This window comes from Collinsella sp. CLA-ER-H10 (assembly GCF_040092475.1).
GTDB lineage: Bacteria > Actinomycetota > Coriobacteriia > Coriobacteriales > Coriobacteriaceae > Collinsella.
This window is the reverse complement of the sequence record NZ_JBBNLM010000009.1, coordinates 1-15,272: the sequence shown is the minus strand read 5'-3', so window position 1 is coordinate 15,272 and position 15,272 is coordinate 1. Positions and strand designations below refer to the sequence as shown.

General features: G+C 62.1%; 10 protein-coding genes and 1 tRNA gene. 3 read left to right on the top strand and 8 right to left on the bottom strand.

The features are described from left to right. Window positions 1–3 precede the first annotated feature (3 nt). The 5 genes from AAAX36_RS05525 to pheS all read right to left on the bottom strand — a co-directional run bounded on the left by AAAX36_RS05525 (window position 4) and on the right by pheS (window position 6,678). Complete coding sequence (locus AAAX36_RS05525; RefSeq protein ID WP_349074477.1) at window positions 4–774, bottom strand: ABC transporter ATP-binding protein; 771 nt, start codon at window positions 772–774, stop codon at window positions 4–6. 44 nt (window positions 775–818) lie between these two features. Further along, window positions 819–1,655, bottom strand: a complete 837-nt coding sequence (locus AAAX36_RS05520) for an energy-coupling factor transporter transmembrane component T (RefSeq protein WP_349074475.1) — start codon at window positions 1,653–1,655, stop codon at window positions 819–821. Between the two features lie 4 nt (window positions 1,656–1,659). Then, window positions 1,660–2,718, bottom strand: a complete 1,059-nt coding sequence (gene cbiM / locus AAAX36_RS05515) for a cobalt transporter CbiM (protein WP_349074472.1) — start codon at window positions 2,716–2,718, stop codon at window positions 1,660–1,662. Between the two features lie 245 nt (window positions 2,719–2,963). Further along, the gene (gene pheT / locus AAAX36_RS05510; RefSeq protein WP_349074470.1) at window positions 2,964–5,417 is read right to left on the bottom strand and encodes a phenylalanine--tRNA ligase subunit beta; all 2,454 of its coding nucleotides are present in this window, start codon (window positions 5,415–5,417) and stop codon (window positions 2,964–2,966) included. A gap of 184 nt (window positions 5,418–5,601) precedes the next feature. Beyond that, entirely contained in the window at window positions 5,602–6,678 is a 1,077-nt protein-coding gene (pheS, locus tag AAAX36_RS05505; protein ID WP_117770495.1) for a phenylalanine--tRNA ligase subunit alpha, read from the bottom strand. Window positions 6,679–7,181: 503 nt separating this feature from the next. Between pheS and AAAX36_RS05500 the strand changes: the two genes are divergently transcribed. Next, window positions 7,182–8,765 carry a carboxypeptidase M32 gene (locus AAAX36_RS05500; protein WP_349074468.1) on the top strand — a complete coding sequence of 528 codons (1,584 nt, stop codon included), beginning with the start codon at window positions 7,182–7,184 and terminating at the stop codon, window positions 8,763–8,765. Window positions 8,766–8,862: 97 nt separating this feature from the next. Here AAAX36_RS05500 and glmM read toward each other — a convergent pair whose 3' ends face one another. The 3 genes from glmM to AAAX36_RS05485 all read right to left on the bottom strand — a co-directional run bounded on the left by glmM (window position 8,863) and on the right by AAAX36_RS05485 (window position 13,762). Further along, window positions 8,863–10,194, bottom strand: a complete 1,332-nt coding sequence (gene glmM, locus AAAX36_RS05495) for a phosphoglucosamine mutase (RefSeq protein ID WP_349074466.1) — start codon at window positions 10,192–10,194, stop codon at window positions 8,863–8,865. A gap of 83 nt (window positions 10,195–10,277) precedes the next feature. After that, a complete protein-coding gene (locus AAAX36_RS05490) occupies window positions 10,278–12,590 on the bottom strand; it encodes a DUF4012 domain-containing protein (RefSeq protein WP_349074464.1) in 2,313 nt (770 codons plus the stop codon). Window positions 12,591–12,739: 149 nt separating this feature from the next. Further along, window positions 12,740–13,762 (bottom strand): EamA family transporter, encoded by a 1,023-nt coding sequence (locus AAAX36_RS05485; protein WP_349074462.1) that lies wholly within the window; start codon window positions 13,760–13,762, stop codon window positions 12,740–12,742. Between the two features lie 289 nt (window positions 13,763–14,051). Here AAAX36_RS05485 and AAAX36_RS05480 point away from each other — a divergent pair. Both AAAX36_RS05480 and AAAX36_RS05475 read left to right on the top strand, forming a co-directional pair. After that, a tRNA-Val gene (locus AAAX36_RS05480) sits at window positions 14,052–14,126 on the top strand. 294 nt (window positions 14,127–14,420) lie between these two features. After that, a complete protein-coding gene (locus tag AAAX36_RS05475; RefSeq protein ID WP_349074460.1) occupies window positions 14,421–15,107 on the top strand; it encodes a DUF5710 domain-containing protein in 687 nt (228 codons plus the stop codon). Window positions 15,108–15,272: the final 165 nt, after the last annotated feature.

The following is a 15,272-nucleotide window of genomic DNA, read 5'->3' as shown; positions in this document are numbered from 1 at the left end:
CAACTATTCCGCAGTGCCGCTTTCGGTTCCATACGATGCCACGGGTGCCGCGACCACGTGATGATATCGATCGATATAGATGGCACGGGCACCCAGGCGTCGTACCAAATCCTGATGGTGTGTGCTCATCAAGACCGTCTTACCGGCAGCAACATAGGCCAGTAGAAAGTTGACCACGATGTCGCAAGAGTCCTCGTCAAGTCCGTTCGTAGGCTCGTCGAGCACCAGGATATCGGGGTTCATAGACACGACGGCCGCCAGCGCCACGCGCTTCTTTTGCCCGCCCGAGAGCTGATAGGGAGAGGCGTCGGCAAGGTCGGCAACCTGGAACAGCCCCATAGCATCGCGCACGCGGCGCTCGAGCTCGTCTGCCGGCAGCCCCATCTGGGCCGGGCCAAACGCGACCTCCTCGCCCACCGTGGCGCAAAAGAGCTGCGCATCGGCATTCTGGAACACAAAGCCCACGCGCTGATGGAACCGCTGGGCCATCGCGGAATCCTTGAGATACGCCGCATCGACCGCATGCCCATCGAACAGGTACGCACCCGCATCCGCGAGTTCAAGGCCGTTGATAAGGCGCATGATCGTCGTCTTGCCGCAACCGTTGGGACCGAGCAGGGCAACGAGTTCTCCACGGTCCACCTGTAGCGAAACGCCATCGACCACCGTATGGCCCGCATAGGAAAACACCACGTCGCGAAACTCGATGAGCGGCGTGACCTCGGCGCCGGCAGCACCGCTCGCACCCATCGCGTCATTCGTATCGTTTGCCAAAACGTCGCCCTTCCCTACTCACATCGACGGTTCGACCGCCCGCGCTACAGCACCGCGCACAACACGGCGAGCAACGCCACAGCGGCCGCGTAAACGGCATCGCGCCAGCCAAAGCCGCTCCGCGCGGGGACCGGGTACGTACCGGCAAAGCCGCGGCAGAGCATGGCCTCGTCCATCGCGCGGCTGCATTCCATCGCCTTGATAAACGTCATGCCCATGATACCCGCCACCGAGTCGGTGCGCGAAAACCCCGCAGGCGCGCGACCGACGCTGCGCAGCATAACCGATTCGCACAGATCGTGCGCCGTGCGACCCAGCACCTCGATGTGCTTGAGCGCCATATCAAACGTAAAGATAACTTCGTCAGGCAGGTGCAGCATTTTGAGCGCCGCCGACATGCGGCTCCAGGTGAGCGTCCACGAAACACCCAGCACCAGCGACACATTAATAAACGTCTTGAGCGCGATCATGAGCATGGCGCCCGTGGCAGACGCGCTCAGCAGCAGGGCAGGCAGTGCCAGAACCACCGCAAGCCCCGTGGCGCCAAGCGCCGGTACAAAAGTCGCGCGCAGCCCGCGTACGGGGCGCACGGCAACGAGCACCAGCGCAATAGCCGCCATCAACATGAGGTACAGCGGACTCTGCGTCAGACACACGCACAGGACGCAGACGAACATCCCCACCAGGCGCACCGGAGCCGAAACGCAAGAAAGGGCGCGGTCGACCATCGACCCGCGCTCGTGCGCGCCTCCACCCAGGCGAACCCGCTCAAGCAGGCTCGCCAGGTGCAGGACATTCTTTTGCATCACACGATGCCGAGCCCCCGCGGGCTCGTATCGCTGCTCGACCGCAAGCCAGCTAGGCAGCTCGACCATCTGCATGCGCTCAGTTTTCCTTAACCGTCAGCGAGATCAGACGGAATGCGATGGTGAGCACCGCCACGCCAATCACGCCCGAAAGGATATACATGGCAGCCTGGCCGCCAAAGCCAAGGCCCTGTTCCTCGGAATAGGCCTGCAGGTAATCACCCGTGGGCAGCGCGTCGGCAAAGGTCGGAGCATCGAGGCCGACCGAAGCCTGCAGGCTGTCATCGCCAGCCTCCTGGACGGCAGTTGCGGCGCCCTCGGCGTCCCACTCACCCCAGGCGTCACCCGTGGCCAGCAGGCCCAGCGGCGTGGCCACGACAAGCACGGCAACCAAGATGAGCGTGGGGATCAGCGAGGTCTTCTTGGCGGCAGCGCCCTCGGCAGCAAGCTGGCCATCGACGGCCTCGGGCCCGACGATAATGCTCGGCGCCGTCTTCTTAATGAAACCGTAGATGGCGGCCGTCGCCACGCCCTCAACCACGCCGGCGACCAGCATATGCGGGATCAACATGGCCGGGATAGCCACGGACAGCGGGAAGGGGCAGTACAGCGGAGCGCCCGAAGCATTCGTGAAGAGCATCGGCTGAATACCAAACTCGATTGCCGCGCACAGGGCCGCCAGGCACAGGCCGACCCAACCGCTCACGATGGCAGAAACCGAGGTGCCCCAGCTCTTGTCGTGCAGACGGCTGTTGAGCGCACGAAACACGATAGCGGTGGCAAACGGCAGCACAAAGGCCATGTTAAAGCAGTTGGCGCCAAACGACAGAACGCCGCCGTCGCCAAATAGCAGCGCCTGCAGCGCCAGCGCGACCGAGACGGCAATGGCCGCGGCCTCGGGACCCAGCAGCAGCGCGATGAGCGCGCCGCCAACGGCGTGACCAGTGGTACCGCCTGGCAGCGGCACGTTGAACATCATGAGCAAGAAGGAGAATGCGGCGCAGATGCCCAGGAACGCCATATGCTCGCGATCGAGCGTGGCGCGCACCTTTTTGATGCAGTGAACCCATACGGGCACCATCGCCACTGCCATGACGGCATCGGTCTGCGGGGACAGATAATTATCTGGAATGTGCATATACGCCTCCCGGTTGTTGGCGCACAGAATTGCAACGCCGCCTGAATTACCTTGTCAGTGTTACGTAATGTCAGATTCGTAACACGCCGCGGGCTATCATAGCAAAACGGCGCACTGCCGACAAAGCAGCACGCCGTTATGTAATGCGCGTGTCATATATGCAGGCTCAGCAGCGCCTTATATCGAGCATAGCAGTCACGTAGGACTCGGCGGCAGCCACCGCTGGCCTATACCCAGCACAAATCCTAGCCGCGGACCTCGCCGTTTACGCCCTTGCACACCTTGGTGACGATCTTTTGGTGCGCTTTTTCGACCTCTTCGCTGGTGAGCGTGTGGTCGTCGGAGCGATACGTAAGCGCAAAGGCCATGGACTTCTTGCCCTTGCCAATGCGGACCGGATCGCGGTAGACATCGAACAGGCGCACGCCTTCGAGCAGCTTACCGCCGGCGCTGGCAATGCGGCGCTCAAGATCCTCGCAGGTCACGGAGTTATCGACCACGATAGCCAGGTCATGCTCAACGGCAGGGTACTGCGAGAACTCACGGTAGTTCTCCTGGTTGCGGGCGCCCTTGATCAGCTTGTCCAGATCGAGCTCAAAGGCAACGACGACCTCGTCGATACCCATGGCTTCGCGCGCCTCGGGGTGGATCTCGCCGACCCAACCCAGCACGGTGCCGCCGGACAGAACCTCGGCAGCACGACCCGGCTGCAGGAAGGCATAGCCCTCGCCCTCGACGGGACGGAAGCGAACCTTCTCGATGCGCAACTGGGCGAGCAGCTCCTCGACGATGCCCTTGCCAAAGAAGAAACGCAGCTTACGGTACTTCATAGTCCAGGACTGGTCGCTCCACTGGCCCGAGAGCACACCCGCCACGGACTTGGTCTCCTTGGGCAGGCTGGCATTCTCGCGACCATGGAACAGGCTGCCGACCTCGTACAGGTGCACGTTGGGCGTACCGTGCGCCTCGTTGTAGGCCACGGACTGCAGCAGGCCCGGCAGCAGCGAGCGGCGCATCTCGGTCTGCTCGGCCACCAGCGGGTTCATGAGCACCACGGGGCAGCCGCGGCCCTCGGTGGACATGCCGATCTTCTCCAGGTCGCCCGGAGCGGCAAAGCCAAAGGTCGTGGTCTCGTTGAGGCCGCAGGCGCGCAGGATCTCGCCGACCTTGCGGGTGAGCTTCTGCTCGCGAGTCAGGCCGCCGATGTGGTTCTTGGCAGCCGGGATGGTCGCCGTCACGCGGCCCATGCCCCACAGGCGCAGGACCTCCTCGATCAGGTCGATCTCGCGCGGCAGGTCGGGGCGGAAGCTCGGCGGGGTGACCATGAAGTCCTCGCCGTCGCGCTCGACGGTGCAGCCCAGGCGGGTGAGCGAACGCTCGATAAAATCAGGCTCGATGTCGGCGCCGCAGATGGCGTGCACGCGGGTCAGGCGCAGCTTGATGCTGTCGATGGTCTTGGGCGCGGGGAAAACGTCGACGTAGCCGGGAGCGACCTCGCCGCCGGCGATCTCCTCGATGAGCGCGCACGTGACGTTGGCGACATCCACGCAGCCGGTCTCGTCGACCTGGCGCTCAAAGCGAATGGAGGCGTCGGAGATCAGCGACAGATCGCGGCTGGTGTGCGAGGTGCGACCGGCGTTGAAGCAGGCACTCTCGACCATCACGTCGACGGTGTCGTCCTCGATCTCGGAATCCATGCCGCCCATAACGCCGGCCAACGCCACGGGGCGCTCGCCGTCGGTGATAAGGCCCATGCCGGCGTCGAGCGCGCGCTCCTCGCCGTCGAGCGTCGTGAATTTCTCATCCTGCTGGGCGGCGCGAACCACCACGCGACGCCTGCCATCGCGCTCGGCAAAGGTGTCCAGGTCAAAGGCGTGCAGCGGCTGACCGGTGAGCATCATCACATAGTTGGTGATGTCGACGATGTTGTTGTGCGGGCGCACGCCCAGGGCGTTGAGGCGCTTGACCATCCAGTCGGGCGACGGGCCGACCTTCACGTTGCGCACGATGCGGGCGACGTAGCGGTCGCACAGGCCCTCGTCGGCAATCTCGACCGAAAGCTCGTCGTCGGTCGCGCGGCCGGTCTCGGCCTTGATGGCGGGCAGCTCCACGTGGAAATCGCGATCGAAGATGGCACCGGTCTCGCGGGCCATACCGATCATGGACAGGCAGTCGGGGCGGTTGGGTGTGATCTCGCAGTCGAGCACGGTGTCGCTTGAGCCAACATACTCGGCAAACGGCATGCCGCAGGGCGTATCCTCGGGCAGGATCATAATGCCGGAGTGGTCGCCGCCCAGGCCGAGCTCGCGCGCGGAGCAGTTCATGCCCATGGACACGACGCCGCGAAGCTTGCTCTTCTTGATCTTGACGTCGCCGGGCAGAACTGCGCCGATCATGGCCGTGACGATGTGGTCGCCGGCCTCGAAGTTCTGCGCGCCGCAGACGATCTGCAGCGGAGCGGGATTGCCGTCGGCGTCGAGGTTCTTGTCGCCCACATCGACCGAGCACACATACATGTGGTCGCTATCGGGGTGCGGGGTCTTGGTGAGCACCTTGGCGGTCACCACGTGGTCGAAGGACTCGCCCACGGTGTCGACCGCCTCGACCTCGGTGCCGGTACGGATATATTCGTCCGAAAGGGTCTTGGGATCCTCCGGAATATCGATCATGGTCTTGAGCCAGTCGTAAGAAACACGCATCTAGCTCTCCTTTCATACTGAAAGCCTGCGAAGAGATGCAGGTGGAAACTTCAACTTTGTGAACATTCCTTACAAAGCGAGGGTTGTCCAAGTGCGGCAGATCGGCCCGAAAGAGGAGCGCCGCGTACTTTGGTACGCAAGCGACGAACGAGCGCCGAGGTGCCGTGCTTGGGCAAGCCGCAGCCTAGAACTGATTCAAGAAGCGCATATCGCCAGTCATGAGCGTTCTGAGGTCGGGCAGGTCGTAGCGCAGTGCCGCGACGCGCTCGGCGCCAATACCAAAGGCGAAGCCGGTGTACTTCTCGGGGTCGATGCCGCAGTTGATCAGGACGTTGGGGTCGACCATGCCGCAGCCCAGGATCTCGATCCAGCCGCTGTGCTTGCAGAAGTTGCAGCCCTTGCCGCCGCACACGTGGCAGCTCACGTCCACCTCGCAGGAAGGCTCGGTGAAGGGGAAGAAGTGCGGGCGATAGCGCGTCTTGCGATCCTCGCCAAACATGCACTTAACAAAGTAGTCGAGTGTGCCCTTAAGATCGCCAAAGGTGATACCCTCGTCGACGACCAGGCCCTCGATCTGGTTGAACTGCGGCAGGTGGCAGGCGTCGGCCGTGTCGGGACGGTAGACGGTGCCCGGGCAGATCATGTAGATGGGCGGCTTCTGCGACTCCATGGTGTGGATCTGCACGCCCGAGGTCTGGGTGCGCAGCAGCACGTCGGACTCGCCGTGAGCGTGAGCCTCGGGATGCGCGACGCTGCCGGGGTTGTTGTCGACCACATAGAACGTGTCGCGAGCCGAGCGGCTCGGGTGATCCATGGGCGCGTTGAGCGCGGTGAAGTTGTAGTAGGAGGTATCGACCATGGGGCCGGACTCGACGGTGTAGCCGATGCCGCAGAAGATATCCTCAGCCTCCTCGATAATCTGCTTGATCAGGTGCTGGTGACCGATCTGCGGACGGATGCCCGGCAGCGTGATGTCGACGGCCTCGTGCTCGAGTGCGTGCTTGAGGGCGGCGGCCTTCATCTCGGTGGTGCGCTCGTCGAGCATGCCCTCGATCAGCTGGCGCATCTCGTTGGCGCGTTTGCCCATCATGGGACGATCCTCGGGGGCGAGCTTGCCCATCATGCGCATCAGGCCGGTGATACGGCCCTTGCGGCCGAGCAGCTCAACGCGCGCGGCCTCGAGCTTGGCGGCGTCGTCAGCGCTAGTGACGAGCTCCTTGGCCTCTTCCTCGAGTTTGACCAGATCATCAATCAGACTCATGTCTTCCCTTTCGTCTCTCGCGCATCCGCGCTCCGGGACGGCTGACGCCGCCCGATGTTGCGGATGCGCGGCCCGGTTCGGTAACAAAAAACCGCCCTCGGGCATGTACATTGCCCAAGGACGGTTGAATTCCGCGGTACCACCTTGTTTGACCCGGCGGATGTCTGGCCCGCCGCGCCCACTCTTTGCCCCTTGTCGCGAGGCTCACGGCTTCCCTACTGGGGCTTCGCTGCCACCGGCCGCGCGCCCGTTGAGGTCGCTGCTCGGGAGTGAACGCTTGGCCCTTGCCACCGCAGGAAGGCTTGCAGCCCATGACCTTCCCTCTCTTGCCGGCGACTCGGCGGGCAAAACCCTCTCCGTCAACGCATTGGGCTATAGGATAACACATTTCGCGAGCGCATCGCCGCGTTCCGTTTTGTTCGCGCTGGGTACAAGGCAAGTAGCTGTGCAAATTGGCCGCGCACCCGCCTGCGGCGCTCGGCCTGCGAGATTAAGGATACGGTATGGGAAAGAAACTCGATAAGAAGGCCCAGGCCGCCGTGGCAAAGGCTGCCAAGGGCGTCAAGGCTGCTAAAGTCGACAAGGCCGTCAAAAAGTTCCGCAAACTCGAGGGCAAGCTGTGGACTCGCGAGTACCTGCTCAAGATTGCCGAGTTCGATGGAGCGACGATTGCTCCTGCCAACGGTGCTGCCGCCCGTGCCGACGCCATGGGCACGCTTGCCGGCGAGCATCACAAGCTACTGACCAGCGAGAAGTCCGTTGAGCTCGTACGCTCGTTAGCGCGCGAGACGGTTGCAGGCGGACACGTAGACGACCCGCAGCTGCTCGACGAGATCCGCGTGCTCGGCCGCGACCAGCGCGAGGCAAGCGTTATTCCTACCGAGGAGGCCGAGGCCTGGACCAGGCTCACCTGCGAGGCCGACGCCGTGTGGCGCAAGGCCAAGACGGCCAACGACTGGGCGAGCTTTGAGCCCTATGTGGACAAGATTGTGGGCCAGCTCAAGCATCAGGCCGAACTCATGGACCCCAAGCGCGACCCATACGACGTTTGGCTCGACCAGTACGAGCGCGGCCTTTCTGCCGAGAGCTTCGATGCGTTTTGCGATGAGGTCAAGGCGACGGTCGTGCCGCTCGTGCACGCTATCGGCGAGCGCGGCCAGCAGCCCGCTGCCGACTTTTTGCACGCCCGCGTGCCCGAGGCCGCCCAGCGCGCCATGAGCTTCGACCTTATGAAGCTCGTCGGCCTGAACCTGAACGACACCACGCTTGCCTTTACCGAGCACCCGTTTAGCGAGGGCTTTGCCGTGGGTGACGCGCGCATCGCGACACACATCTACGAGGACGATTGCATCTCCAACGTCTACAGCATCATCCACGAAGCGGGACACGCCATGTACGAGCTGGGCGTCAATCCCGCCTATGCGCGCACCTGTCTTGAGGGCGGCACCTCCATGGGCATCCACGAGAGCCAGAGCCGCTTTTTCGAGAACACCGTGGGTCGCAGCCGCGCCTTTATGGGACCGCTGCTCGAGGTGCTGCGCCGCCACGCACCCGAGGTCTACGGCGACGTCGACGAGGACACGCTCTACCACGCCGTGAACATCGCGCAGCCTTCGCTGATCCGCACCGAGGCCGACGAGCTCACCTATCCGCTGCACGTTATGGTGCGCTACGAGATCGAGCGCATGCTGTTTGCCGGCGAGGCCACAGCCAAGGATATCCCCGCGCTTTGGAACCGCTTCATGGATGAGTACCTGGGCATTCCCGTTCCCGACGACACGCACGGCTGCCTACAGGATACGCACTGGAGCGGCGGCTCGTTTGGCTACTTCCCCACCTATGCGCTGGGCAGCGCCTACGACGCCATGTTTGTGCCGGCCATGTGCCGCGACGGTGTCGACCTCAACGGCGCCTGTGCGAGCGGCGACCTGACACCCGTCCGCGCCTGGCTGGGCGAGCACATTTGGCAGTGGGGCCGCGCCAAGGACGCGCCGGAGCTCATCAAGGGCGCGTGCGGCATGGCGTTCGATGCCCGCTACTACTGCAGCTACCTGCAGGACAAGTTCACCACGCTCTACGAGCTGTAAGGCATAACCGACACGTCAACGCAAAGGGGACGCCGCGGAACCAATCCGCGGCGTCCCCTTTCCACCTAGTTGTTTAAGAACGTCCCCAATGACTACCTTACAGAGCTTCCAGCGCGGCGGCGATGCGCTTCATGGCGGCATCGGCAGATGCTTGGTCGGGCGCCTCGGCCAGCACGCGGATAACCGACTCGGTTCCGCTCTTGCGCACCAGCACGCGGCCCTCGCCCGCCAGCGACGCCTCGGCCTCGGCGATGGCGGCCTGCACGCCCATGTTGCCCAGCGCGGCGTCCTTATCCGCCACGCGCACGGCAACCTGCGCCTGCGGCAGCAGCTTGCACGGAGCCGTGAGCTGCGAGAGCGTCTCGCGCTCGGCACGAATCACTTCCATCACACGCAGCGAGGTCATAATGCCGTCGCCCGTGCGCTCGATATCGCCAAAGATCGTATGGCCCGTCTGCTCGCCGCCCAGGCTGTAGCCGCCCTCGCGCATCTTGGCATACACGTGACGGTCGCCCACGCCGCTGGTCACGGCGCTCAGGCCGGCAAGCTCCAGCGACTTGACAAGGCCAAAGTTACTGGCAATCGTCGGCACCACGGTACCGCCCGAGAGGCGCCCGTGCTTGTTCAGATACACGCCGCACACGTACAGGATCTGGTCGCCGTCGACCACGCGCCCGCGCTCGTCCACGGCCAGGCAGCGGTCGGCATCGCCGTCGTAGGCAAAGCCCACGTCCAGGCCCTGCTCCACCACATGGCGCTGCAGACGCTCCATATGCGTGGAGCCGCAGTCGACGTTGATGTTAAAGCCATCGGGCGCGGCATTGATCACGCGCACGTCGGCACCGAGCGCGTCAAACACCGGCTTGGCCACCGAGGAAGCCGAGCCGTTGGCGCAGTCGATACCGATCTTGACGCCCTGCAGCGAAAAGTTCGCACTTGCAATGAGCGAAGCAATGTAGCGGTTGCGGCCCTGCATGTAGTCCACCGTGGCACCGATGTGGTTGCCCGTGGCCAACGGAACTTCACTCTTGCCATCGATGTAGTCCTCGATGAGCTCCAGTACGTCCTCGTCCATCTTAAAACCGTCGCTATTGACGAGCTTAATGCCGTTATCGCAAAACGGGTTGTGGCTCGCGCTGATCATGATGCCGCAATCGAAGCAGCCCTCCACGGTCTGATGCGCCACGCCCGGCGTCGGGATCACGTGCAGCATATAGGCGTCCGCACCGCTCGCGACCAGACCGCTCACCAGCGCCGCCTCGAACATATAACTCGAGCGACGTGTGTCCTTGCCCACGATGACGCGCGCCTTAGCACTGCGGTTGGCGCCGTAATACCAGCCCACAAAACGGCCAATCTTATAAGCGTGCTCTACCGTCAGCCCAACGTTGGCCTCACCGCGAAAGCCGTCGGTGCCAAAGTACTTCATGCGCTCTCCTTACAAAATAGGGGCGGACAGATTGCCTGTCCGCCCCAAAATGGTACTCGATTATCTGCGCTACCAGAAAAACCCTACGCCGACGCGCTGTCGCGAGCCGCCTGGCATGTAGGAGTCTGACGCAGCGTAAGCGGCTTGTCCCCCGCCTCGGCCGACGTGGTCAGCGTATACGTGATCGTCGTCGTCTCGCCAGCATGCAGGTCAACGGTGCCCGAATAGAAGGGGATTCCATGCCACGTAGCGGCGCCAAGACCAAACTGGGTGCCCTCGACGGTCAGATCAGTAATGTTGCCGCCCGTCGGGGCAAACAACGAGACATTCAGACGCTCGTCGTCACGTGCGGCATCGGGTGCGCTCGCCGCAACGTAGTCGGGCAGCTTGCCAGCCTCCTCCTGCGTCATGATGTTCGTCAGGGTAACGGTGATGCGATACGAGCACGTGCCGTCGCCGTTCTTGATGCCCTGGCCGATCTGCGTGTCGGCGTTCAGATACCAGTCGAGCTTGGAGAAGCTCAGGTTGTTAAAGTAAACGCCGGCAACGGGATCGGCACTCGGATCATCCGGATCGGGCAGCGAAGCGTCAATGCCCGTCTCTTTGATGGCGTTCTGCTCATCATCGTTTCTCATCCACGCGATCAGGCGGCCCTCTTCGGCACCGCGCTCAACGGCGCTGACAAGCTTCGTAACATCGACATCGCCGATACCGCCAAGGATCTTGTCGAAGGCAGCGCTGGCGACGGATGCAAAGATGCCGTCCGACTCCTCGACCGGATAGTTCCAGTACACATCGTGCATGAGGACCTTTGCGGCGTTGGTGCCGTCGACAACCGTTCCGTCGGGCAGCGAGACATTACCGACCAGGCCCAGCAGATACTGCAGGAACACCGGGTCGATACCGATGACGCCATCAACATCCTGTCCATACTGGGACTTCCACAGCGCGGCGACACGCTGCGAGTTGCGGGGCCAATCAGGCGAATAGGTATTGCCCGAGTTGTACAGGTTGCTGTGGTTGCCGAACAGCGCCTCATCCTCTTCGTCGACGCTCTCGACTGCCTCATCCTCGCTGAGTCCAATGCGGGGAACAAACTCGCCAATCGACATCTGGCCGTCGGTGACCGAAATCAGGCCCTGCGAACCGCCAAAGCCGCCGCAGGCACGAATCTCGACGTTGTTCATGGCGTACACAAGGTAGTTGCGCGTCTGGCCGTTGGCGCCGAGCATCTGGGGAAGGACGGGGGCGACCTTCTCCGCCGCGTCGACCGCACCGTTGAGGGTGGCAAAGCCGTCCTTGGCCTTATCGACCAGCTCGGTCACCTGGGAAATATGAGTATCGCCAATGCCCTGGACCTTCTCGTTGGCGCTCTTGAACACCTTCGAGCTGCTGGAAAGCGAATCGGCGACCGCCTGCAGCGCAGACACGTTAATCATGCCGTCCTGGAACAGCTTGCCGGGCGTAGCCTGCGAAAGGTTATCGGCCATGGGAACCAGCGCGTTGCTCGAGACATCGGACAGGGCATCAATCATGGTGCGGGCTGCGTTGATGTCACTGCCATACACCGGGATAAACGAAGCCGCCGTCCACAGCGGGCTCGAGGTCTCCGCCTTCATGCTGTTGCAGAGCTCATCGATCTTCTTCGCGTCGTCAGGCAGCGTCGAAAAATCGCCCGACGTGACCTTGTCCTTAAGGCCACTGACGATCTCGACAGCCTCCTTCGCTTCACTCTTTACGGTCTTTGCCGAGTTAAGCAGCATAAAGCCGCTTGCGCCAAACGCAACGAGAAGCACCGCGACCACAGCGGCAATAATGGCGCCGGTGTGACGCTTTTTGCGCTCGCCCTTGCGATGGCGATGACGGACCAGACCGTCAGAGGTCGAACTCGACGAAGCGTCGCTACCGTAGTTCAAGCCAAAATCGTAATAATCTTCCTTGGAACCCGAGCCCGCAAACTCGGCACCGCTATCATCCAGGCGGGCGAACGTACCAGTCTCGGAGGCGCCGGTGTAAATCGTGCCAAGGTTACCCGTAAGCCCCGCGCCACCGGCAGAGGGAGTATTGTTGGCGGCCTTGCCGGCATTAACGTTGCCGGCGCCATTCGCGGCGTTGGCAGCACCTGCGTTGTTCGCAGGCACCGAAGGAGCCCCGCTCGGCTGCGACGTGGAGGTTGCACCGCCCGCAAAGACATTCCCTTTTGCACGGCCGGTCTTTTTTGCCTTTTGAGACTGCTCGTACAGAGCGGTAAACATCGCCGTCTCGCCCGGGGACACGCGCTTACCGGAACCGCCCTGTCCAGCGCCGCCCGGCATGCCGGCCTTACCAGCCCCGTTCGGACGCGGCGGAACTGCAGGACGGCCGCTATCGCTGCCCTTAAAGTGATTACCAGCCATAAAGAAATCCTCGCAATTGAGTCGCAATGAAAAAGTCCATAACGTTACTAGTTTATGGCATTTTGAGCATCGACAGCTAAACTCCAGACACGGACATCAATTGGCGAAAATGCGGCACAACACCTTTTCTGTCTTGGCGGCGGCGTCAACTACACCGTGAGGAACATCATCACGATGATCATGGCAAAGCCGATAAGGTCGGTCGGCAAAAACACCGTGCCCAGCATAACGGCGCTGGTGATGGTCGCCGAAACCGGCTCCACAGTTCCGATGAGGCTCGCGCGCACCGAGCCGATGTCCTTAACGCCCTGCATATAAAGCATGTAAGCAAAAAACGAGCCGATAACCACGAACACCGCGAGCGCCTCGATGCCGGCGGCATCGAGCGCCGGCATATGCGCCCAGGGCTGCACGAAGACACATGAGACCACGCCCGCCGTGACCATTGCCGAGCCCGTGACGATGGGGCTACCGTATTCGGGCAGGATCTTGGCGGGAATCACCGCCATACACGCGGCGCTGACCGCACACATAAGACCTGCTGCCAGGCCAAGCGGCGAGATATTCAGGCTGGTGGGGTCGCCGCCGGTGGCGATTAAAAAGGTTCCACCCAGAGCCAGGCCAATGCCGATGACTTCGCGAGTACGCGGCATGCGGCGATCGGTCACGCAGGCGTAGCCCATGATGATAACGAGTTGCAGGCACTGGAGCACCGTCGCGGTTCCGGCGTTCGTCAGGCGCACGGCCGAAAGATAGCAAAACTGGTTGAACAGCAGGCCAAAGGCGGTAAAGAGCAGCAGCTGCTTGCGATCGGCGGGTGTGGTCCAGAGCTTAATCAGGCGCTCGCGGTCGCGCGTAACAACCACGGCCATAAAGAGTAGACCGGCGAGAATCTGACGCACGCTCATAAGCCACAAGGTGTCGACGTGGTAGATATCGAACAGAAAGCTCGCGCTGGTGCCCGAGAAGCCCCAAAACGAACCGCCCACCAGCGTAGCCAAGACGCCCGTGATCATCTTGCGCGACGACGCATCGTTAAGGCGCTCGCGCCAGGCGCGACGGGTGTTGCGGCTGAGCTCGTCGGTGCCCTCGGGCACATCAATGTTCGATATATCGGTCATCGGCACCGAAGCCCCTGTGCCTTCGACCTGCTCGACACACTCTTTGCTCATTCCACTCCCCCGAAACAGCTTGGAAACAATTCGGCTTACCTTACCACGGCGAAGGCACCAGCTGGAGGCTTGTCCGCTTATCGGTAGGACAATTCCGCAGGCGTCTTTCCATAGCTCGATACCGCAATGGCCTTGCATTATGCGACAGCCAAATCGCGGCAGCAGGCACTTTTGAGATGGCTATGACAAAGCCCCCGAATTCCACAATGTAAGCGATTTTTAAAAATGTTCTTGCCACCGAGTTCAGGCTCCGTTATATTATCCCTTGCGCGCTTGCGCACCCTTGATCGGGCGTTTAGCTCAGGGGGAGAGCGCTTCCCTGACACGGAAGAGGTCAGAAGTTCAAATCTTCTAACGCCCACCAAATGTTCGCAGCTCAGTGGCTATGTCCTCTGGGCTGTTTTGTTTTATGTCGCCAAATCAGCTGGCGGCTCCAACCGCCCAAGCAACCACCCTGCCCATACACAAAACCGCGTCAGCGACCCAAGTGCCTATCCCGGCTGACTCCGCAGTCAATCAAAACCGCCCCAATAGTCACCGAGGCCGAGACCAACACGTCTCGAACCCATCCGCACCGCAGCTTCTCGGCAAAACGCCACAACGTCCACACCCTGCGGTATCCTTGAGCCACTTACACCTGCAGCACCAAGGAGCCACCATGCGCACCGAGCTCGATGTTCCCTTTTCGCACAAAGAAGAAGCCAAGGCGTTGGGCGCCAAATGGGACCGGACCAAGAAGATCTGGTATGTACCCAGCGGCGTCAACCCCGAGCCCTTTGCCGAGTGGCTGCCCGGTGTTGACCGATCCGACCCCTCAGCGCCGTATATATATCTTGTACTGGGCAAGCGCGAGTGCTGGAAGTGTCACAAAGAGACCTCGGTCGCGGCCTTCGGCATTCCCTATCGAGCCGATGACGACGAGAGCATCGCCATCGCGCACGCGCCCAACGAAGCCGGGCACATTGCCATCGACACGGCCAACGCCAACGCACTCGCCATCGTGCCCGCTCTTGGCTGCGTGCCGGGCGAGATCCGCGACTACCTTCATAAGCGCTGCGGCTACAAGCCCGTAGGCGCGCGAGCCTCCAAAGCCCCGTCGCTCGGCAACACGTGCACCAGTTGTGACGCGTTGCAAGGCAGCCGCTATCTGTTCGAAGAGCCCTCGTCCCCGTTTGCCCTCACTGCCATCAACAAGCTGCCGGCACTGGAGTTTGTGCGCGTCGAAGTTGCCGGCGTCTTTGGCGTCCCGGCCACGCGCACCGACTTTGACCAGGCGCTCTTTACCTGGGCACGCGACCATCACGCCGAGTTCCACAAGAGCCTGTTCGAGGGAATTTACCTGTAGGGCAAAGCTCGAAAATCGAGTATACGCAGGTAGCAAGGTATATCTAACGGGAAACCGAGAGGCCGACACTTAGCTGACCAACAATCGATAATCGATACTCCGACTGAATAAATACAGAAACAACCCCCCCCCCGCATCGGAGTCAGTGCAGGGGGGTGTTCCTAT

Bases quoted from the DNA above. Each gene is read 5' to 3' on its own strand.
- AAAX36_RS05520 (WP_349074475.1), bottom strand. From the start codon at position 1,655: ATGCAGATGGTCGAGCTGCCTAGCTGGCTTGCGGTCGAGCAGCGATAC.
- cbiM (WP_349074472.1), bottom strand. From the start codon at position 2,718: ATGCACATTCCAGATAATTATCTGTCCCCGCAGACCGATGCCGTCATG.
- pheT (WP_349074470.1), bottom strand. From the start codon at position 5,417: ATGCGTGTTTCTTACGACTGGCTCAAGACCATGATCGATATTCCGGAG.
- pheS (WP_117770495.1), bottom strand. From the start codon at position 6,678: ATGAGTCTGATTGATGATCTGGTCAAACTCGAGGAAGAGGCCAAGGAG.
- AAAX36_RS05500 (WP_349074468.1), top strand. From the start codon at position 7,182: ATGGGAAAGAAACTCGATAAGAAGGCCCAGGCCGCCGTGGCAAAGGCT.
- glmM (WP_349074466.1), bottom strand. From the start codon at position 10,194: ATGAAGTACTTTGGCACCGACGGCTTTCGCGGTGAGGCCAACGTTGGG.
- AAAX36_RS05490 (WP_349074464.1), bottom strand. From the start codon at position 12,590: ATGGCTGGTAATCACTTTAAGGGCAGCGATAGCGGCCGTCCTGCAGTT.
- AAAX36_RS05485 (WP_349074462.1), bottom strand. From the start codon at position 13,762: ATGAGCAAAGAGTGTGTCGAGCAGGTCGAAGGCACAGGGGCTTCGGTG.
- AAAX36_RS05475 (WP_349074460.1), top strand. From the start codon at position 14,421: ATGCGCACCGAGCTCGATGTTCCCTTTTCGCACAAAGAAGAAGCCAAG.